General features: G+C 70.0%; 17 protein-coding genes. 10 read left to right on the forward strand and 7 right to left on the reverse strand.

The features are described 5' to 3' along the window. Positions 1–303: 303 nt before the first annotated feature. From VGZ32_RS09105 to VGZ32_RS09115, 3 genes are all read left to right on the forward strand, one after another. On the forward strand, positions 304–906 hold the full coding sequence (locus VGZ32_RS09105) for a hypothetical protein (RefSeq protein ID WP_326885450.1): 603 nt from the start codon (positions 304–306) through the stop codon (positions 904–906). A 110-nt stretch (positions 907–1016) separates the two neighbouring features. Continuing rightward, positions 1017–1631 carry a hypothetical protein gene (locus tag VGZ32_RS09110; RefSeq protein WP_326885451.1) on the forward strand — a complete coding sequence of 205 codons (615 nt, stop codon included), beginning with the start codon at positions 1017–1019 and terminating at the stop codon, positions 1629–1631. A 74-nt stretch (positions 1632–1705) separates the two neighbouring features. Continuing rightward, a complete protein-coding gene (locus tag VGZ32_RS09115; protein ID WP_326885452.1) occupies positions 1706–2725 on the forward strand; it encodes an undecaprenyl-diphosphate phosphatase in 1020 nt (339 codons plus the stop codon). A gap of 100 nt (positions 2726–2825) precedes the next feature. On the opposite strand, the gene VGZ32_RS09120 is transcribed toward VGZ32_RS09115, so the two are convergent. Both VGZ32_RS09120 and VGZ32_RS09125 read right to left on the reverse strand, forming a co-directional pair. Beyond that, entirely contained in the window at positions 2826–3317 is a 492-nt protein-coding gene (locus VGZ32_RS09120) for a MarR family winged helix-turn-helix transcriptional regulator (protein ID WP_326885453.1), read from the reverse strand. 14 nt (positions 3318–3331) lie between these two features. Then, positions 3332–4270 (reverse strand): DUF2127 domain-containing protein, encoded by a 939-nt coding sequence (locus VGZ32_RS09125; RefSeq protein WP_326885454.1) that lies wholly within the window; start codon positions 4268–4270, stop codon positions 3332–3334. Positions 4271–4403: 133 nt separating this feature from the next. On the opposite strand from VGZ32_RS09125, the gene VGZ32_RS09130 reads away from it, so the two are divergent. The 4 genes from VGZ32_RS09130 to VGZ32_RS09145 all read left to right on the forward strand — a co-directional run bounded on the left by VGZ32_RS09130 (position 4404) and on the right by VGZ32_RS09145 (position 9446). After that, positions 4404–4736: a DUF3817 domain-containing protein gene (locus VGZ32_RS09130; RefSeq protein WP_326885455.1), complete on the forward strand. Its 333-nt coding sequence runs from the start codon at positions 4404–4406 to the stop codon at positions 4734–4736. A 123-nt stretch (positions 4737–4859) separates the two neighbouring features. Then, positions 4860–6740, forward strand: a complete 1881-nt coding sequence (gene ilvD / locus VGZ32_RS09135; RefSeq protein ID WP_326885456.1) for a dihydroxy-acid dehydratase — start codon at positions 4860–4862, stop codon at positions 6738–6740. Positions 6741–6807: 67 nt separating this feature from the next. Further along, positions 6808–7386 carry a MarR family transcriptional regulator gene (locus VGZ32_RS09140; protein ID WP_326885457.1) on the forward strand — a complete coding sequence of 193 codons (579 nt, stop codon included), beginning with the start codon at positions 6808–6810 and terminating at the stop codon, positions 7384–7386. A gap of 371 nt (positions 7387–7757) precedes the next feature. Continuing rightward, a complete protein-coding gene (locus VGZ32_RS09145) occupies positions 7758–9446 on the forward strand; it encodes an acyl-CoA mutase large subunit family protein (RefSeq protein WP_326885458.1) in 1689 nt (562 codons plus the stop codon). 88 nt (positions 9447–9534) lie between these two features. Here VGZ32_RS09145 and VGZ32_RS09150 read toward each other — a convergent pair whose 3' ends face one another. The 4 genes from VGZ32_RS09150 to VGZ32_RS09165 all read right to left on the reverse strand — a co-directional run bounded on the left by VGZ32_RS09150 (position 9535) and on the right by VGZ32_RS09165 (position 12646). After that, a complete protein-coding gene (locus tag VGZ32_RS09150) occupies positions 9535–9927 on the reverse strand; it encodes a hypothetical protein (RefSeq protein WP_326885459.1) in 393 nt (130 codons plus the stop codon). Further along, positions 9920–10708, reverse strand: coding sequence for a heavy metal-binding domain-containing protein (locus VGZ32_RS09155; protein WP_349263542.1), 789 nt, complete (start codon positions 10706–10708; stop codon positions 9920–9922). The genes VGZ32_RS09150 and VGZ32_RS09155 overlap by 8 nt, the downstream gene beginning before the upstream one ends. A gap of 74 nt (positions 10709–10782) precedes the next feature. Continuing rightward, positions 10783–11655 carry a heavy metal-binding domain-containing protein gene (locus VGZ32_RS09160; RefSeq protein ID WP_326885461.1) on the reverse strand — a complete coding sequence of 291 codons (873 nt, stop codon included), beginning with the start codon at positions 11653–11655 and terminating at the stop codon, positions 10783–10785. Positions 11656–11827: 172 nt separating this feature from the next. Continuing rightward, on the reverse strand, positions 11828–12646 hold the full coding sequence (locus tag VGZ32_RS09165; protein WP_326885462.1) for an enoyl-CoA hydratase/isomerase family protein: 819 nt from the start codon (positions 12644–12646) through the stop codon (positions 11828–11830). A 103-nt stretch (positions 12647–12749) separates the two neighbouring features. On the opposite strand from VGZ32_RS09165, the gene glgX reads away from it, so the two are divergent. Then, on the forward strand, positions 12750–14945 hold the full coding sequence (glgX, locus tag VGZ32_RS09170; RefSeq protein ID WP_326885463.1) for a glycogen debranching protein GlgX: 2196 nt from the start codon (positions 12750–12752) through the stop codon (positions 14943–14945). Between the two features lie 187 nt (positions 14946–15132). Here the strand turns inward: glgX and glgP are convergent, their stop codons facing one another. Further along, positions 15133–17772 (reverse strand): alpha-glucan family phosphorylase, encoded by a 2640-nt coding sequence (gene glgP, locus VGZ32_RS09175; RefSeq protein ID WP_326885464.1) that lies wholly within the window; start codon positions 17770–17772, stop codon positions 15133–15135. Between the two features lie 165 nt (positions 17773–17937). Between glgP and VGZ32_RS09180 the strand changes: the two genes are divergently transcribed. Next, positions 17938–19920: an alpha-1,4-glucan--maltose-1-phosphate maltosyltransferase gene (locus tag VGZ32_RS09180; RefSeq protein WP_326885465.1), complete on the forward strand. Its 1983-nt coding sequence runs from the start codon at positions 17938–17940 to the stop codon at positions 19918–19920. A gap of 116 nt (positions 19921–20036) precedes the next feature. After that, the coding region (locus VGZ32_RS09185; protein WP_326885466.1) for an alpha-amylase family glycosyl hydrolase at positions 20037–20963 on the forward strand (927 nt) is incomplete at its 3' end.

A 20963-nucleotide genomic window follows, 5' to 3' on the forward strand; every position in this document is an offset into this window, starting at 1 on the left:
CCGATGCCGATTTCCGCGTGCCCTGCCGTCGACTTGGAAGCCAAACTGAAGCGCTCGACTCGGACTCGTATCGGTCTCTTATCCCTCCTTTAGCAGATCCCCAGAAAACTGGAGCAGGTTGAGTACCGCAGGAGGAGCCGCCGGAGCGGGCCGGAACTGCGCGGGACGATCGGCGGCAGCGCTCGAAGGTCTCGTGTCGGACCCGCCGAACGTCCCGGCCCCCGGCGGCGCCTGCCCAATGCGGTCCCAGCCTCCCCACGGCGTCCGGGCCGGCGACGACGAGACGAGGGGTCGGAGGTTCGCATGACGACACTGGAGGTGCCCGGTTTCGGCGTCTTCGAGGGCGGCCGGTCCGCCTCGCTGCGCGGCCGCTGGACGCTGATTCCCGGCGGCACCGCGGAGACCCGTCCGTCTCGCCGCCCGCTCGCCCAGCTGCGCGCGCTTGCCCCGTGGCACCCCCGGACGGTGACGATGCCGCTGTTGTCCGGCGCCCTGCAGATCGGCGAACCGGTGCACGCGACCGTCGGGGAAATAGCCGTCGCCGTGGACAAGACCCGTTCGGTGCGGCTGACCGTCGCCGACCTCACCGCGCTCGGCAACCGCCGTTACGCGGTCGACATGATCGCCTCCGCGCTCGGTTCGGACGCCGGTCCGGACGAGATGGTGCGGCTCGAGGGGTCGGTCGGCCGGGTCCGCGACGGAGGGCTGCGGGTGTCGCTCGCCGGTCCCGCGCCCGCGTCGCTGATCCCGGCCATCCCGTCGGCGTACGGATCAGTCGTGCCCGGAGCGCTGTTTCACGGCTCGATGATCCCCGACGCGGGGCCGCCCGGCTCCGGCTCGCTGACCCTCTCTCGCACACGTCGCGCGGGCGCCCGGCTCAGGCTCGTCGCGACGTTCGGACGCTGAGGATAAGTTCTCCGCGCTTTTCGAAAGCGTTCACTCCACGTACCCAGGGGGCTGCGAGAAATGTCCCCGGATGAGTCGGCCCGCAAGGGCCGAGTGGGGAAGGGCGCGCGATGACAAGGTTCTACCGCCCCGACCGCATCGACTATGACGTCGTTGTGCTCGACCGGGACCGCGGGATCAGCCGGTGGGCGACGGCCGGAGTCGAGGTCGTCGATCCGCCGCAGGCGCTCGTCGACGGCGGCGGGTCGCTGGACAGCGACTCGTTCCGAGGTTATGCGGCCTCGATCGCGCCGCGGCTGCGCGACTTCGCCGAGCAGGTTGCCGGGGCCGACCAGTTCGGCTCGAACGTGCACCGTTACCAGAGCTATCAGGTGGTGCGCGCCGCGGTGCGCGACGGCCGGGGCATCCTGCTGGCCGAGGTGCGGTGCGACGGTTCTGTCACGATTCCCGGCGAGCTGGACCAGGATCTGCGCCGCCAGTTCATCGGCATGATCAACGGCTGGCTGCCGATGACGATCCGGGAGATCGACCGCAGCTCCTATGAGAACGCGCTGATGTCGCTGGTCAAGGCGCGGCGCGTGATGGACGCGATGCTGCGCGAGGTGGTCGGCTTGGCGGCCGGCGGTCTGGACCCGATGCCGTGGGACAAAGTCGCCGCGTCGATGTCGGTGAACCGGGAGACCCTTGATTCCTGGTACCGGTCCCCGGACGGCCTGGCGAAGTAGCTATTGTCGTCTCGGCCACCTCTCATCCGCGCCGGCTCGCCGGACACGCGACTCCACAGGACCGAGGTCACGAGTTGTCCGGTTCCGTCACCTACCTCGAAGCCGTGGTCATCGGCCTGGTGCAGGGCGTCGCCGAGCTGTTCCCGGTCTCCAGCCTGGGTCACGCGGTGCTCATCCCGGCGTTCATCGGCGGCTCGTGGAAGACGACGCTGGACATGACGGCGCCGCAGTCCCCCTATCTGGCGGTGATCGTCGCGCTGCACGTGGCGACCGCGTGCGCGCTGATCCTTTTCTTCCGGCACGACTGGGTCCGCATCATCAAGGGACTGATCAGCTCGGTTCGGGAACGGCGGATCGAGACGCCGTATGAGCGGCTGGCCTGGCTCCTGGTGATCGGCACCATCCCGGTCGGCATCGCCGGGATCATCCTGGACAAGTTGCTGCGCGAGCATCTGGGCAAGCCGGCGCTCGCGGGCGTCTTCCTGGCGCTGAACGGCGTGGTGCTGTACGCCGCGGAGCAGATGCGCGGCGGATCGGCCAGCTCGAGCGCCAGCCGGTCCGGGCGGCGCGGTGACGCCGCGAGCATCACCGGCGGCGGCAGCCGGCGCAAGCCCGCACAGGCCGCGGCGGGCGGGCATGCAGGTACCGCGACGCTGGTGCGCGAGCTGGACAAGCACGGCAGGGAGCTGCCGCCGGACATCGCCAGCGACGTGCGGCTGTCCCGGCTTGACCGCAAGACGGCGGCGCAACTCGGCGCGGCCCAGATCCTCGGCCTGTTCCCGGGACTGAGCCGGTCCGGCTCCACGATCGTCGCCGGCCTGTTCAAGGGCCTGCACCACGAGGACGCCGCCCGGTTCGCGTTCCTGCTGGCCACGCCCGCGATCCTCGGCGCCGGGGTCTACAAGCTGCCCGAACTGGCGAAGCCGGAGAACTCCGGCGTGGTCGGGCCCGCGATCGCCGGCTCGATCGTGGCGTTCATCGCGTCGTACATCTCGGTGCGCTTCCTGGTGAAGTACTTCGAGACCAAGACGCTGAAGCCGTTCGCGATCTACTGCCTCGTGGTGGGACTCGTCTCGGCCGCGTACTTCGCCTGACGCAGACCACCGCAGGCAAAGATACCCAAGCGCTCAGCCCCACCTAAGACGACCGGCCGCTCGTTTTAATCGACCGGCTCCATCGGGCAGCCGCGGGGCTCTACGGTTGTAGGGCGTTGGCGCAGCCGGTGCCGGGCCGCTGCCGCAGCTTCTCGGCGATGATTCCCATCGCCTGCCCTACGACCGCGACCTCCTGAGGCGACATCAGGTCGACGAAGAGCTCGCGCACATCGGCCACATGGCCGGGCGCGGCGGCGCGGATCAGGTCCCATCCCTGGCCGGTGATCACGGCGAAGGCGCCGCGCCGGTCCGACGGGCACTCCTCGCGGGCGACCAGCCCGGCCTTCTCCATCCGCCCGATCTGGTGTGAGAGGCGGCTCTTCGACAGCGAGGTGCGGTTGGCCAGTTCGGTCATCCGCAGCTTGCCCTCCTCCGTCTCGGAGAGCTCGACGAGCACCTGGTAGTCGGTGAGGTTCAGGCCGTGCCGCTCGTGCAGCCGGTCCTCCAGTTGCGCCGGGAGCAGCCGCATCACCTCGAGCCAGGCGCGCCAGGTCCGCTGTTCGACGTCCTTGAGCCAGCGCGGGTTCTCCATGGGTCCAGTCTACGTCAGTTAGTTGAAGAGTGAACATCTTCAGGGTCGGCCGTCTGACGCCCGGCCCGCCTGAAGTCGGGTTCGGAGCCGGCGCTCGGTTCGATGTCGGCGCTCGGCTCTGGCGCAGGTCGGGCCGCCCCTGCGACGCGACCGCCACCCGCCGCCTCGGCGTCCGGGGCATCCGGCCGCGGCTCGTCCGGCGCTTCTCCGACCGCCTCCTCGACCTCGAGCAGCGAGGCGCTGTGCAGCTCGCGCTCGGCCGCCGCCCGACCTCCGCGCAATCCGAACAGGCGCTTGCTCAGCAGCAGATAAAGCACCGCGGCGACGTTGACCGCGAAGGTGGCGATCTTGAACGCGGTCTGCTTGGTCAGCAGCTCGTGGATCTCGACAGGGATGAACGCGGCCGTGGCCACCGCGGCGAAGTACTCGCCCCAGCGCTTCGCCAGCCATAGACCGATCGCCTCGACCAGCTCGATGATCGCGTAGGCGCCGAGCAGGACCGCCGCGATGTCGAGGGTGGAGTGCTTGTAGTTGAAGGTCTTGCGGATGGTGTCGACCACCGAGGAGTGGTCGAGGTCGTAGCCGAAGTGCGTGGCGAGCGGCTTCAGGAGGGTCAGGTCTTGCTCGAACAGCTGCGAAAGCGCTTGCTGCGAGTTCGAGAACTTCCACACCGCGTACGCGGCCGCGCCGACCAGCAGGAAGCGGAAGATCCGCTCGACCGCGAGCAGCCGCATGATCAACAGCGAGCGCAGCGCCTTGCCGCGCGGAACGATGGGCGCATCGGCGGCGGGTCCGGACACGGTCGGCGGCTGGAGCGCGAAGTCGCCACAGCGCAGGCACCGCCAGGCGGTACCCACCGCGGTCTCGACTCGGAGCCGGTCGCGATAGCCCGGCTCAGTCGGCTCGTACAGCACATGCCCCCGGCGCGCACACCGGCGCCTGTCCCAATCCATGCGCACACCCTAGACATTGGCGGGGACTAATGTGACCGGACTCTCGCCCGATGGGGACATTTTCCCGACGTGATGTCGTTAAGCTGGTCGGGCCAGTCGAATCCCGCCCGATACCAGCCTCGAGGATCCGTTCATGCCCGACAAGAGCCTCTTTTCCCGTTTCTTCGGCTACGTCTCCCTTGCCGAAGGGGTCTCCTTCCTCCTGCTGCTCTGTGTCGGCATGCCGATCCAGTTCGCCGCCGGGAACCTCGTGCTGATGCGGATCTTCGGCACCGTGCACGGCTTGCTCTTCATCGCCTACGTGCTGCTCGCACTGGACGGCCGCAGGCAGCTGCGGTGGACCGGCAAGCGCACGCTCTGGGTCCTGCTGATGGCGGTGCTGCCCACTGGGGCGTTCTTCGCCGAGCGTTCGGTTCGGGCGGAGCTGGCCTCCGCGGCGCGCGTCGCACAGCCAGTCGCCGCCTGACTCGAGGCCGCGTCCCGTCCCACTCTTTGGTATCCCTGGTCCGAGCGGCGGACGTGGTGGGAGAATCCGACCTGAAAAGCCCGGGCAGCGCAGTACCGGATCGGAAAGCTTAGGGAGTCGACGATGCCACCACTTCGGTCACGGACGTCCACCCACGGCCGCAACATGGCGGGCGCGCGGGCGCTGTGGCGCGCCACGGGTATGACCGACTCGGACTTCGGCAAGCCGATCGTCGCGGTCGCGAACTCCTTCACCCAGTTCGTCCCGGGGCACGTGCACCTGCGCAACGTGGGCGAGATCGTGGCCGAGTCGGTCGTCGCGGCGGGCGGGGTGGCCAAGGAGTTCAACACGATCGCCGTCGACGACGGCATCGCGATGGGCCACGGCGGGATGCTCTACTCGCTGCCGTCCCGCGAGCTGATCGCCGACGCGGTCGAGTACATGGTCAACGCGCACTGCGCCGACGCGCTGGTCTGCATCTCCAACTGCGACAAGATCACGCCGGGGATGCTGATGGCCGCGCTGCGGCTCAACATCCCCACCGTGTTCGTGTCCGGCGGCCCGATGGAGGCCGGAAAGGCGCACATCCGCGACGGGGTGGCGTACGACAAGCTCGACCTGATCGACGCGATGACCGCGTCCGCCGACGCCAGCGTGTCCGACGACACCCTCGGCACGATCGAGCGCTCGGCCTGCCCGACCTGCGGCTCCTGCTCCGGGATGTTCACCGCCAACTCGATGAACTGCCTGGTCGAGGCGCTCGGCCTGGGCCTGCCCGGCAACGGCTCGGTGCTGGCCACGCACGCCAAGCGCCGGGCCCTGTTCGAGCGGGCCGGCGAGCTGGTCATCGAGCTGGCACGGCGTTATTACGGTTTGGGGTCCTACGAGGGCGACGACGAGTCGGTGCTGCCGCGCTCGATCGCCACCCCGGCCGCGTTCGGCAACGCGATGGCGCTGGACGTGGCGATGGGCGGGTCGACGAACACGGTGCTGCACCTGCTGGCGGCGGCGCAGGAGGCGGGCGTCGGGTTCGGCCTCAAGGAGATCGACGCGACCTCTCGCCGGGTGCCGTGCATCGCGAAGGTGGCGCCGAACCGCGCCTCGCTCACGAAGACCTATTACATGGAGGACGTGCACCGCGCGGGCGGCATCCCGGCGATCCTCGGCGAACTGAACCGCGCGGGCCTGCTCGACCGGGACGTCCACGCGGTCCACTCCCCCACCCTGACCGCCTGGCTGGGGGCCTGGGACATCCGCGGCGAGAGCCCGTCCGAGGCGGCCGTAGAGCTCTTCCACGCGGCGCCCGGCGGCGTGCGCACCACGGAGCCGTTCTCCACCGACAACCGGTGGGACAAGCTCGACACCGACGCCGAGAACGGCTGCATCCGCTCCGTCCCGAGCGCTTACACCAAGGACGGCGGTCTGGCGGTGCTGTGGGGCAACATCGCGACTGACGGCGCGGTGGTGAAGACGGCGGGCGTGGCGGAGTCGATCTGGGACTTCAAGGGCCCGGCGCGGGTCTTCGAGTCGCAAGAGGCCGCCGTCGAGGCGATCCTGGCGGACCGGATCGTCGAGGGCGACGTCGTGGTGATCCGGTACGAGGGCCCCAAGGGCGGTCCGGGGATGCAGGAGATGCTGTACCCGACGGCGTTCCTGAAGGGCAAGGGGCTCGGCGCGAAGTGCGCGCTGATCACCGACGGCCGGTTCTCCGGCGGCACCTCAGGCCTGTCGATCGGGCACATCTCCCCCGAGGCGGCGTCGGGCGGCGTGATCGCGCTGATCGAGGAGGGCGACGAGATCGCGATCAGCATCCACGACCGGTCGATCACCCTGGAAGTGGGGGCCGAGGAGCTGGCGGCGCGGCGCGCGGCGCTGGAGTCGACCCGGGGCTACAAGCCAGCCGACCGCGAACGCCCGGTCTCGCTGGCGCTTAAGGCATACGCCTACCTGGCGACCTCGGCGGCCACCGGCGCGGTGCGGGACCGCTCGAAGCTCGAAGGCTGAACAGAGACAGCAAAGGCGGGGCGGCGTCCCCGGTACGTAGATATGTAGTGCGTAGAGAGAAGCACCGATGCCGAACCAGGGCGGCCTGCCATTCGACCCCGTACAACGGGCCTTCGAGCTCTGGGAGCGGCGCTGGGGCGAATCGACCTCCATGCTCGCGGTCACCTCGCTGATGCGGGCGCACCAGCTGGTGCTGGCCGAGGTCGACGCGCTCGTGCGGCCGTACGGGCTGACGTTCGCGCGGTACGAGGCGCTGGTCCTGCTTACCTTCAGCAGGACCGGCGCGCTGCCGCTGTCCAAGATCGGCGAGCGGCTTCAGGTGCACCCGACCTCGGTGACCAACATCGTGGACCGGCTGGCCAAGTCGGGCCTGGTCGAGCGCAAGCCGAATCCGGAGGACGGCCGGGGCGTGCTCGCGGAGATCACCGCCGACGGCCGGGACGTGGTCGAGAAGGCGACGGCGGACCTGATGGCCGCGGAGTTCGGACTCGGCGCGCTGGACGCGGAGCAGCACCGCTCCCTCTTCGCCACGCTGCGCGAGCTGCGCATGGCCGCAGGCGACTTCACCGAGGCGCCACAGACTGAGACGCCACAGACAGAGCAGCAGCTGCCTGAGTCGCATCCGACTGCCGCACAAGGCACCTGACGCTCGGTCAGGATCGCGCCGTCGCGGTTCTCCGACACCAGCGGGGGTGTCGGCGACTGCGGGCCGCGACCGACCAACAGGCCGCCGGTGCGACGACATGCGCGATCTTTCGCAGTCGCCTCGTCGATGCCGCCACTCGCACGACCCCGGCGCCACAAATCACACCATCACATCGCCGCGGCGACGCTCATGCTCAACGCCGCCTCTAGTCCGATCCCCGACCCTGAAACCGCCCTCAGGGCGCGTCGTCGTGGGTCCATAACGCTCCGATTCGCGTCGTTCCCGGCCCGCGGCGGTGACCCGGCTCGACGGCGTCGACAGATAGTTGGACGTCCTAGTAGTTTGGTGGCATGGACTTGTCTAAAGCGCCTGTGTCTGATCAAGCGGGGCCCGAGGAGATCGAGGCGGGCGGGGAGCGCTGGCGGGCGGCGTACGCGAAGGCGCCGAAGACCGACCGCGACACGACCACGATCTCCGGCGACGAGACCGCGCCGGTCTACGGCCCACCGCCGGGCGCCGTCGTCCCCGATTTCTCGAGGATCGGCTGGCCCGGCGAGCACCCCTACACCCGCGGCCTGTACCCCACCGGCTACCGCGGCCGCCCGTGGACCATCCGGCAGTTCGCCGGGTTCGGCAACGCGGCGCAGACGAACGAGCGCTTCCGGGCGATCCTCGCGGCCGGCGGCGGCGGACTGTCCGTCGCGTTCGACATGCCCACGCTCATGGGCCGGGACTCCGACGACCCGCGCTCGCTCGGCGAGGTCGGGCACTGCGGCGTGGCCATCGACTCGGCCGCGGACATGGACGTACTGTTCCGGGACATCCCGCTGACCGACGTCACCACCTCGATGACCATCAGCGGCCCGGCCGTGCCGGTCTTCTGCATGTACGTGGTCGCCGCCGAACGGCAGGGCGCCGACATCGGCCGGCTGAACGGCACGCTGCAGACCGACATTTTCAAGGAGTACATCGCGCAGAAGGAGTGGCTGTTCCCGCCTGAGCCGCACCTGCGCCTGATCGGCGACCTGATGGAGTTCTGCGCGCAGGGCATTCCCGCGTACAAGCCGCTCTCCGTGTCCGGCTACCACATCCGCGAGGCGGGATCGACGGCCGCGCAGGAGTTGGCGTACACCCTCGCCGACGGCTTCGGATACGTGGAACTCGGGCTCTCGCGCGGGCTGGATGTCGAGGTCTTCGCGCCCGGCCTGTCCTTCTTCTTCGACGCGCACATCGACTTCTTCGAGGAGATCGCGAAGTTCCGCGCCGCCCGCCGGATCTGGGCCCGCTGGATGCGCGACGTCTACGGCGCGAAGACCGCGAAGGCGCAATGGCTGCGCTTCCACACGCAGACCGCCGGGGTCTCGCTCACCGCGCAACAGCCCGAGAACAACATCGTGCGCACCGCGATCGAAGCGCTCGCGGCGGTGCTGGGCGGCACCAACTCACTGCACACGAACGCGCTGGACGAGGTGCTGGCGCTGCCGTCCGCGAAGGCCGCCGAGATCGCCGTGCGCACGCAGCAGGTGATCCTCGAGGAGACCGGCGCGGCGAACGTGGCCGACCCGCTCGGCGGCTCCTGGTACATCGAGGCGCTGACCGACCGGCTCGAGGCGCAGGCCGAGGAGATCTTCCAGCGGATCAAGGACCTCGGCGGCGACGGCACGATCACCGCCGGCCTGCTGCGCGGTATCGACGAGGGCTACTTCACCGGCGAGATAGCCGAGGCCTCGTTCCAGTACCAGCAGGCGGTGGAGAAGGGCGACAAGCGGATCGTGGGCGTCAACGCGCACACCGAGACGATCGAGGAGCCGCTGGAGATCCTGCGCGTCTCGCACGAGGTCGAGATCGCGCAGAACAAGGCACTGGCCGAGCGCCGCGCCCACCGGGACGACGCGGCCGTGCAGGCCGCCCTCGCCACCCTCCGCAGCGGAGCCACCCGCGACGGGGTGAACCTCATCCCGCCGATGCTCGACGCCGTGCGCGCGGAGGCGACCCTCGGCGAGATCTGCGGCGTGCTTAAGGAAATCTACGGCACCTATACCGAGCCCGCCCGCTTCTGACCTAGGGCTTAGCGGACAGTAACAGCGGCCGGACACTGATGTGTCCGGCCGCTGTTCGTCGTGGGATGCCCGCGATGGCGCGAGCAGGTCAGGTCAGGAACTTCTCGATGGCCTCGCGGGCGCGGGCGTTGGAGGTGGCCGCTTCGGCCAGTGCCTGAGCGAGCGCGTCGACCCACTCGTCCAGCCCGACCTGGCGCCGGGAGAGCACAATGCCGCGCACTTCCTTGCTGACCTCGCCGATGACCCGGCCGCGATCCATCCGCAGCGCCAGCCGCTGTTCGCCGAGTGCGACCTCCAGCTCGCTGACCGCCCCCTCGCGCCCGGCCATCCGGTCCGCGACCGTGCGCTTGCGCTCGACCCGCACGGCCCCGGCGGGCAGCGAGTCGACCAGGTTGACCGACAGCACGTTGGCGTAGAGAGTCAGGTCGCTGCTGTCGCGGCGCAGCGCCGCGGCCAGCAACTCCACCTCCATGTCAGGCATCGAGGCTCAGCACCATCGTCGGGCGGTCGATGACGTGGTCGTCGCGCAGCGGGCGCACCGCCGTGCCGATCGCGAAGAACTCGGTGGTGTGCGAACCCCACGTGTGCGAGTGCTGGCGCAGCTGGACCGCTACGATCCCCTCGGCGTCCAGGGCCTCGGCCTCCGCCTGCATCCGGCTCATCGCCAGCTCACGCGCGTCGTAGAGCGCTTGGGTGAACTGCTCGATCTCGACGTTGCGGCCCGCGTTGCCGAGTACCTGGGAGAAGCGCTGGTGGGCGATGTGATAGACGCAAGAGCCCATGACCATATCAAGGGGCGCATATCCCGCTCGGACCAGAGTCCAGAAGTCCTGGCCGGACAAGTCCGAGGTGAACGGCTTGCCCTTGTTGTTGCGCCAGCTCCCGCCGGGGCCCGGGTCCGCGCCGTCGGCCTTGACCGCCGTGCCGATCGCGATGAACTCGGCGATGTCGGCGCCGAACTCCTTGAACTCGACGTCGAGCCGCACGCCCACGATCCCGTCCGCGCCCAGCGCGCTGGCCTCCGCCTCCATCCGGCTCATCGCCAGCTCGCGGGCGTGGTACATGGCCTGCGAGAGCGTGGTCAGCTCCTGGTTCTTCGACCACCGGCCGAGCTGGATGCCGACATGGTAGATAGAGGAGCCCAGCACGAGGCCGAGCGGCCGGAAGCCGGCCTCACGCACCAGCAGGAACTCGTTCACCGTCAGGTCCGAGGTGAAGATCGAGCCCTTCTGCCCCGGCTGAAGCTGCGCGAGCCGCCGCATGGCGTCCTCGGGCACGCCCTCGGCGGCCAGCTGCGCGGCTTCCTCCTGAACCAGCTCCTGGCTCGGCCGCTCGGTCATCGCTGCTCCCGATCTAGTCTCATGATGGTCAAGGGCCTGGGTCCGGCGGGCCGCTCGGAACGGTGGAACCGGGCGACCGAGGTGCCGAGGAAGACCGCCTCGGCGATGTGGTCGCGCGAGTTCTGGTATGTCGGGCACTCGCGCTCGCGCACCCGCAACTCCATCTCGTCGACCACGACCCCGTCGCCGCCGTGCGCCGCCGCGTCCCGGGCGAGCTGTTGCCGGGCGTCGTGCCGGGCGTGGTTGATCAGCTGGGTGTAGCCGTCGACTTCCTGGTTCCCGGCGGTCCAGCGGATCTGGCCGTAAGTGCGCCAGTCGTCGTGCCGGGTGGCGATGGAGATGCCGAAGGCCAGGCCGGTGGGCACCCAGCCGGCGTGGATGAGCTTGGCGAAGTCTTGGCCGCTCAGGTGCGAGGTGAACGGCTGGCGCGGCCGGATGGTGGAACGTGCCCGCACCGCCGTGCCGAGCGCGGTGAACTCCAGGCCCCCGGCCGGGAAGCCGCCGACCCGCAGCTTCACCCCGACGATCCCGTCGCCGCCGAGCGCACGGCACTCGGCCACCGCGCGGGCCAGCGCCAGCCGGCGCGCCGCGTACATGGTCCTCACCAGCTGGGAGAACGGCGCCCACGCGTTGGACGACACGTCCGTTCCGAAGGAGGCCGACCACGCGCCCGAGCAACTCCAGGCGCCGGCGTATCCGATGTGGAAGACGGCCGTGCCGAGCACCTGCCCGACCGGCTCGAACGCGACGCCCCGGATCGCGGCGAACTCCTCGGTCGAGAGCGCCGAGCCCCAGGTGTTGCTGGACCGGATCTCCGCCATCCGGGCGCGCGCGGCCTCGGGCAAGTCGGCCTCGCGTGGCTGTGTCATCGGCTCCTGCGTCATCGGCCTCTCGGCTCACCCAATGATTTCAACGTCACCGGCAGCGTATGACATCGGCGGGGACAGTGAAACGACGCTCACGGGTCTTTAACCCGTCGAGGCGGTTTCCACGGGCGCCAGGCCAGTTCACGCAGCTCAACACCGCTCAGCCAAACACCGCTCAGCCGAACACTGCCTTGCCGGGGCCCTCCTCGATGAAGGAGCGCATCCCGACCCCCCGGTCTTCGGTCGCGAACAGCCCGGCGAACTGGAGGCGCTCGATCTCCAGGCCGGTGTCGAGGTCGACCTCCAGGCCCCGGTCGATCGCCGTCTTGGCCGCCCGCAGCGCGAACGCCGGGCCGTCGGCCAGCTCCGCCGCGAGGTCCAGCGCCGTCCGGTAGGTCTCCGCCGCCGGGACCACCCGGTCCGCCAGGCCGATCCGCAGTGCCTCCTCGGCCCCGATCATGCGCCCGGTGAAGATTAGTTCCTTCGCCCGCGACGGGCCGACCAGCCGGGTCAGCCGCTGGGTGCCGCCGGCGCCGGGGATGAGGCCGAGCTTGATCTCGGGCTGGCCGAACTTCGCGTTGTCCGCGGCCACCCGCAGGTCGGCGCACAGGGCCAGCTCGCAGCCGCCACCGAGGGCGAAGCCGGTCACCGCGGCGATGACGGGCTTCGGGATGCGGGCCACCGCGATGAACATCGCCTGAAGCACCGCCGAGTGCTTCACCATGTCGGCGTACGACAGGTCGGCCATCTCCTTGATGTCCGCCCCCGCCGCGAACGCGACCTCGCCGCCGTAGAGGACCACCGCGCGCAGGTCGTCCCGCTCGCTCACCAGCGTCGCGGCCTCGCCGAGCTCCCGCTGGACCCGCGCGTTGAGCGGGTTGAGCTTGGGCCGGTCGATCCGGATCGTGGCGACCTTCGGCCGGGCCGGGTCCACCTCGATCCGCACGTGGTCGCCGCCCCAGACGACCGTCACCCCGTCCACAGTCTCCGTCATGCTGACGCTCCCTCAGGTCGCGCTTGTCCCGCGCTCTTGTCTGCCCTGACCCCGGGAAGTTTCATACAACCTCCGCCCGGTCACAACCTGCACAATGGGAACTATGCGTGACCGAACAGCCGACGAGGCGGAGCCCGAGCACTGGGACAGGCCCTGGCCGGGGCACTGGCACCCGCTCGGGGCGACCCCCGACGGGCAGGGAGTGAACTTCGCCCTCTGGGCGGCCGGAGCGACCGGCGTCGACCTGTGCTTATTCGACGACGCCGGCCGCGAGTCCCGCGTTCCCCTGACCGAGTCCACGTTCCACACCTGGCACGGATACCTGCCCGGCGTCGAGCCCGGCCAGCGCTACGGCTTCCGGGTAGAGGGCCCGTGGGACCCGCTGCGCGGCCGCCGCTGGAACCCGGACAAGCTCCTGCTCGACCCGTACGCGCGCGCGGTGGAGGGCGACTTCGTCCTCGACGACGCGGTGTACGACTACGCCAAGGGGAACTGGCCGACCGACCTGTCGCGTCGGGACACCCGCGACTCGGCGGCGTTCGTGCCGCGCGGCATCGTGATCGGCGACACCCCGGTGGACACCGGCACCCGGCCGCACATCCCGTGGGCCGAGACCGTCATCTACGAGCTGCACGTCAGGGGATTCACCCAGCGGCACCCGGGAGTGCCTGAGGAGCTGCGCGGAACCTACGCCGCGCTCGGCCATCCGGCTGCGCTGGATCACCTGCTCCATCTGGGTGTGACCGCGGTCGAGCTGCTGCCGATCCACCACTTCGTCTCCGAGCCGCACCTGCTAGCCCGCCGCATGAGCAACTACTGGGGCTACAACTCGCTCGGCTACTTCGCCCCGCACGCCGCCTACTCGGCCGCCGTGCGGCGCGGAACCCGCGGCGGCCAGGTGCACGAGTTCAAGGAGATGGTCGCCGCGCTGCACGCCGCCGGGATCGAGGTGATCCTCGACGTCGTGTACAACCACACGGCCGAGGGCGGCGCGGACGGCCCTACGCTGTGCTTCCGCGGCATCGACAACGAGGGCTACTACCGGCTCGACGAGCGCGATCCGAGCCGCTACCTGGACTACACCGGCTGCGGCAACACGCTGAACGTCGTCCAGCCGCACGTCCTTCAGCTGATCACCGACTCGCTGCGGTACTGGGTCACCGAGATGGGTGTGGACGGGTTCCGCTTCGACCTCGCGTCCGCGCTGGCCCGCTCGTTCCACGACGTCGACAAACTGTCCGCGTTCCTGACCGTCATCGCCCAGGACCCGGTGCTCCAGCAGGTCAAGCTGATCGCCGAGCCCTGGGACGTCGGGCAGGGCGGCTACCAGGTGGGCGAGTTCCCGCCGCTGTGGACCGAGTGGAACGACAAGTTCCGCGACACGGTGCGCGACTTCTGGCGCGGTGCCCGCACCGACGTGCGCGACCTGGCCTATCGCCTCTCCGGCTCGTCCGACCTGTACCAGGACGACGGGCGCCGCCCCTACGCCTCGATCAACTTCGTCACCGCGCACGACGGCTTCACTCTGCGCGACCTGGTCACCTACGAGCGCAAGCACAACGAGGCGCACGGCGAGAACAACCGCGACGGCAACAACGACAACCGGTCGGCCAACTACGGGGTCGAGGGCGAAACCGACGACGAGGCCGTCAACCTGCTGCGCCGCCGCCAGATCCGCAACGTGCTGGCCACGCTGGTGCTGGCGACCGGGGTGCCGATGATCACCGCCGGGGACGAGTTCGGCCGGACGCAGGGCGGCGACAACAACGCGTACTGCGTGGACAGCGAGATCAGCTGGGTGGACTGGTCGCTGCTGGACAAGGGCGAGTGGTCGAGCCTGCTGGACCTGGCCCGCCGCGTGGTCCACCTGCGCAGGCGGCACCCGGTGCTGCGGCAACGGGTGTTCTTCTCCGGGCAGCCGGCCTACCCCGGCGGGCTCCAGGACATCGCCTGGTTCCGCCCGGACGGCGAGGAGATGACCGACAGCGACTGGTTCGCCCCGGCCGCCGCGCTCGGGGTGTACCTCTCCGGCCAGGACATCCGCGGCCGCGGCCCGCACGGCGAGCGCATCACCGACGACAGCTTCCTGCTGGTCATGCACTCCGGCCCCGACGAGCAGGAATTCGTGCTGCCCGGCGACCCCTGGGCCCGCTGGTATCACAGCGTCATCGACACCACCCTGGAAGGCGACCCCGGCGAACGCGACGACGTGACCTACGACGGCGGCCAGCCGATAACACTGGCGCCCCGCTCGCTGATGCTCCTGCGCGCCGACCCGGAGGCCTGGTCGGCGACGTGACACTGCATCCGCAGGACGAGCCGCAGACGAAGCAGCATCGCTTGTCGTTCACGGGCATCTTCTCGGCCGACCCCGACTTCGCCACGCGCTCGGCCGAGGTGCTACGGCGCGAACTCGGCGAGGCGAATACGACTGCGCCGGCCCCACCCGCGCATCACGCGGGACAGGACCGGCGCAGCGAGTGGCGCTACCGCAGGGCGGAGTCGAGCGGCGAGGTGGCCACCACCGAGGGGGCCGGGAGGGCGGCGAGGCCCAGCTCGGCCGGGGTGGACAGCAGGGAGTGGCGGGGGACCACCCGGACGGTGTACCCGAACGGGCCGGAGCGGTCCAGCTCGACCACGCCCTCGTAGCGGTTGCGGCCGAGGTCGTCCACTCCGTGCAGCTCCAGGGCCACGGTCTGGGTGTCGCGCAGCTGGTCGTACTCGTCCACCCGGCCGTAGACCGCCTGAACCTCCAAGTCGTCGGGGGCCAGCGGACCGAGCTGCACCAGTGCCCTGACCCGTAGCATGCCGCCGAGGCGCGGTGCGTCCGCGCCGCCCTCGGCCACTTCGGCGCCCTCGGCGTCTGTCGCCGCCGCGTCCACGTGCTCGATCGCCAGTGCCGGCCAGCCGTCGCGCAGTTTCTTGGTCCAGGTCGCCAGCTCCGCCGCGGCCCGGTAGCCGTCCGCGGACACCGCGCGGGCCGACTTCGCCGCCGGGGTGTAGAGCTGCTTGACGTAGTCCCGCACCATCCGGCTGGCCAGAACCTTCGGGCCGAGCGTGGTCAGGGTGTGCCGCACCATCTCGATCCAGCGGATCGGCAGATCGGCCGCGTCACGGTCGTAGAACCGGCGGCTGACGGAGTTCTCGATCAGGTCGTACAGCGCCGCGGCCTCGAGCTCGTCGCGCCGGTCCGGGTCCTCGATGCCGTCGGCGGTGGGGATCGCCCAGCCGTTCTCACCGTCGTACCACTCGTCCCACCAGCCGTCCCGGATGGACAGGTTCAGGCCGCCGTTGAGCGCCGCCTTCATCCCGGACGTCCCACAGGCCTCAAGCGGCCGCAGCGGGTTGTTGAGCCACACGTCGCAGCCGGGCAGCAGAACCTGCGCCATCGCCATGTCGTAGTCGGGCAGGAACACGATCCGGTGCCGCACGTGGGACTCGTCGGCGAACCTGACCAGCTCCTGGATCAGCCGCTTGCCGCCCTCGTCGGCCGGGTGCGCCTTGCCCGCGATGACCAGCTGGACCGGGCGGTCCGAGTTCAGCAGCAGCGCGGTGAGCCGCTCCGGATCGCGCAGCATCAGGGTCAGCCGCTTGTACGACGGCACCCGGCGGGCGAAGCCGATGGTGAGCGCGTTCGGGTCGAGCACGTCCTCGGTCCAGCCCAGCTCCGCCTCCGAGGCGCCGCGGGCCAGCCAGGAGCGCTTGACCCGGCTGCGGGCCTCGCGCACCAGCTCGGCGCGCAGCCGGCAGCGGATCTCCCAGATCGTCTTGTCCGAGAGCCGGTCCACCGCCTGGAAGGGCTCGGCGAACAGCGTCCCCGGGCCCAGCTCCCGCTCGGCCAGCTCGAACACCGAGGGGTGTACCCAGGTCTCCGCGTGCACGCCGTTGGTCACCGAGGAGATCGGCACCTCGGGAGCGTCGAATCCGGGCCACAGCCCGCCGAACATCTCCCGGGAGACCTGCCCGTGCAGCAGCGAGACGCCGTTCGCCCGCTGCGCCAGCCGCAGGCCCATGACCGCCATGTTGAAGCAGCCCGGGTCGCCGCCCGGGTAGTCCTCGGCGCCGAGCGCCAGCACGTCGTCGGCCCGCACGCCGGGGTTGGTGTTGTCGCCGCCGAAATGCTGCGCGACCAGGTCCTTGGCGAACCGGTCGATGCCGGCGGGCACCGGGGTGTGCGTGGTGAACAGGGTTCCGGCGCGCACCGCGGCGAGCGCGGTGCCGAACTCGAGGCCCTGCTCCTCGGTCAGCTCCCTGATCCGCTCGATGCCGAGGAAGCCGGCGTGGCCCTCGTTGGTGTGGTAGACCTCCGGCTCGGGGGTCTCGGTGATCCGGCAGTACGCGCGCACCGCCCGGATCCCGCCGATGCCCAGCAGCATCTCCTGGTGCAGCCGGTGCTCGCTGGACCCGCCGTAGAGCCGGTCGGTGATCTCCCGGCCGCCGTCGGCGTTCTCCTCGATGTCGGTGTCGAGCAGCAGCAGCGGCACCCGGCCGACCCGGGCGAGCCAGACCTGGGCGACCAGCTCGCGCAGGTTGGGCAGCCCGATGGTGATCTTCAGCGCGCTCCCGTCGAGCTCTCGCACCCGGGTGAGCGGCAGGTTGTCCGGGTCGACCAGCGGATAGGTCTCCAGCTGCCAGCCGTCGCGGGAGAGCGACTGGCGGAAGTACCCGTGCTTGTACAGCAGTCCGACCCCGATCAGCGGCACGCCCAGGTCGGAGGCGGCCTTGAGGTGGTCGCCGGCCAGGATGCCGAGGCCGCCCGAGTACTGCGGCAGCACCCCGGTGATTCCGTACTCCGGGGAGAAGTACGCGACGCCGCGCGGGGCGTCGGACAGCGACTGGTACCACTTCGGCTCGGTCAGGTAAGCGCTCAGGTTCGCGGCGGCGTCGGCGATCCGCGCGGTGAAGCGGCCGTCGGCGGCGAGCACCGCGAGGCGCTCGGTCCGCACGGCGCCGAGCAGGCGCACCGGATCGTGGCCGACGGCTTCCCACTGCCTGGGGTCCACGGCGGCGAACAGGTCGCGGGTGGGCGCGTGCCAGGACCACCGGAGGTTGGCCGCGAGCTCGGCGAGCGGGGCCAGCGGTTCGGGGAGCACGGTGCGGACGGTGAATCGTCGGATAGCCCTCATGCCCCCGGACGTTAGCGGCTTTCGCTAAAAGATCGCGAGATGACTGCACCAGCCGCTAAAGCCGGGCGGAAGCCCAGTGCGGTCGCGCGCTCCGGCACTGCGCCGTTCAGAGCTCCCCTGACGCCCCGTTCGCGTGCACGGCCCGAAATCGGATATGTATCGGGCATGAGCATCGGACGCATCCCCGTCGTCGACGTCCAGCCCCGGATCCTCGACGGCGCACGCCCGGCCAAAGCGGTGCCCGGCGAGATCTTCCAGGTCACCGCCACCGTGTTCCGCGAGGGTCATGACGCCGTCGCCGCGAACGTGGTCCTGACCGGCCCGGGCGGCGAGCACGGGCCCTGGGCCCTGATGTACGAGCTGGCCCCCGGTACGGACCGGTATGGCGCCCATGTCTCCGCGGACCGCCGCGGCGAGTGGACGTTCCACGTGGAGGCGTGGGCGGACCCGATGGGCACCTGGTACCACGACGCCCGGATCAAGATTCCTGCCCGTATGGACATCGAGCTGGTCTTCGAGGAGGGGGCCCGGCTGTTCGAGCGGGCCGCCGCGGCCGAGCCGGTCATGGACGACCCGGACGGCGCCGCGGAGCTGGCCGCGGTCGCCGAGTTCCTGCGCGACCAGCGCGTGCCGGCCGAGGCGCGGCTGGTCCGGGCGGAGATGGAGCGGACGCACCGTGCGGTGGCGGCGCGTCCGGTGCGGGACATGGTGACCGCGAGCGAGCGCTGCCCGCTGCGGGTCGACCGGACCCGGGCCCTGTTCGGATCCTGGTACGAGCTGTTCCCGCGGTCCGAGGGCGCCGTGGTGGACCCGACCGGGAAGCGGCCGCCGAAGCCGGGCACCCTGCGCACCGCCGCCGAGCGGCTGCCGGAGGTCGCCAAGATGGGCTTCGACGTGGTCTACCTGCCGCCGGTCCACCCGATCGGCGCGGCGTTCCGCAAGGGCCCGAACAACTCGACCACGGCGGCGCCCGGGGACGTCGGCTCGCCCTGGGCCATCGGCTCGCCGGAGGGCGGGCACGACGCGATCCATCCGGAGCTGGGCACCTTCAAGGACTTCGACTTCTTCGTCGAACGGGCGGCCGGGCTGGGCCTGGAGGTCGCGCTGGACTTCGCGCTGCAGTGCTCGCCGGACCACCCGTGGGTTCTCAAGCACCCGGACTGGTTCAAGCACCGGCCGGACGGGACCATCGCCTACGCCGAGAACCCGCCGAAGAAGTACCAGGACATCTACCCGCTCGACTTCGACGGGCCGGGCGTGCTCCCGGCGATCCTCGAGGAGTGCGAGCGGGTGCTGCGTCTGTGGATGTCGCACGGGGTGCGGATCTTCCGGGTCGACAATCCGCATACCAAGCCGGTGATGTTCTGGGAGCGGCTGCTCGACCGGATCCACGCCACCGACCCGGACGTGCTCTTCCTGGCAGAGGCCTTCACCCGGCCGGCGATGCTCACCACCCTGGCCAAGATCGGCTTCCACCAGTCGTACACCTACTTCACCTGGCGTAACACTCAAAGCGAGCTTAAGGAGTACGCCTCGCAGCTGGCCCACGACAGCGGCGCGTATCTGCGCCCGAATTTTTTCGTTAACACCCCGGACATCCTGCATGCCTACCTTCAGGAGGGTGGCCGCGCGGCGTTCGTGGTGCGCGCGGTCCTCGCCGCGACACTCAGCCCGACCTGGGGCGTCTATGCTGGATACGAGCTTTGCGAGAACGTCCCGGTGCGGCCGGGCAGCGAGGAGTACCTCGACTCGGAGAAATACCAGCTGCGCCCGCGCGATTGGGCTGGTGCGCTGGCCGAGGGAAGGTCCCTAGCTCCGCTTCTCGCCCGGCTGAACACCCTGCGCCGCGAACACCCCGCACTCCAAGGATTACGTAATCTGCAATTCCACTCCGCAGACAGCGATGCTGTGCTGTGCTACTCCAAACGCACAGACGACGACATGGTCTTGGCAGTGGTGAACCTGGACCCGCACCGCACGGTCGAGGCCACCGTCTCGCTGGACCTGTCGGCACTCGGCCTCGGCTGGGACGACCGCTTCACGGTCCGCGATGAGCTGACCGGCGCGGTCTTCCAGTGGGGCCGGGACAACTTCATCCGGCTCGACCCCCGCGTGCAGTCCGCGCACCTGCTCACCTGGCATAGATAAACGCACAGATGACAGGCGGTGTGCGGCTCGGCGTGCGGCCGGGCTGCTCGAGCACCGCCCCGCACCGCCACCCTCACCCGTGCACCACATGGTGCTCCTCGCACACTGGAGTAGCCGTGATCGTCAACGAACCAGTGTCAGACTCCCCGCTCGACCTGCCCAAGAGCGAGCGCGACCCGGAGTGGTTCAAGCGGGCCGTCTTCTACGAGGTTCTCGTCCGCTCGTTCCACGACGCGAACAACGACGGCACCGGTGATCTCAAGGGCCTGACCAGCAAGCTGGACTACCTGCAATGGCTCGGGATCGACTGCATCTGGCTGCCGCCGTTCTTCAAGTCGCCGCTGCGCGACGGCGGCTACGACGTGTCGGACTACACCGCCGTGCTGCCCGAGTTCGGCGACCTGGGTGACTTCGTCGAGTTCGTCGAGCAGGCGCACGCCCGCGGCATCCGGGTGATCATCGACTTCGTGGTGAACCACACCAGCGACCAGCACCCGTGGTTCCAGGCATCCCGCCAGGACCCGGAGGGCCCGTACGGCGAGTACTACGTCTGGGCGGACGACGACAAGCAGTACCAGGACGCGCGGATCATCTTCGTCGACACCGAGACCTCGAACTGGACCTTCGACCCGGTGCGCAAGCAGTACTACTGGCACCGGTTCTTCTCGCACCAGCCGGACCTGAACTACGAGAACCCGGAAGTGCACACCGAGATGCTGGCCGCGCTGCGGTTCTGGCTGGACCTCGGCATCGACGGCTTCCGGCTCGACGCGGTGCCCTACCTCTACCAGGAGGAGGGCACCAACTGCGAGAACCTGCCCAGGACCCACGGGTTCCTGAAGAAGGTCCGCAAGATGGTCGACGCGGAGTACCCGGACACGGTGCTGCTGGCCGAGGCGAACCAGTGGCCGGCCGACGTGGTGGAGTACTTCGGCGACGCCAAGATCGGCGGCGACGAGTGCCACATGGCCTTCCACTTCCCGGTCATGCCCCGCATCTTCATGGCCGTGCGCCGCGAGTCGCGCTACCCCATCTCCGAGATC

The organism is Actinocrinis sp. (assembly GCF_035938995.1).
Lineage (GTDB): Bacteria > Actinomycetota > Actinomycetes > Streptomycetales > Catenulisporaceae > DASZGI01.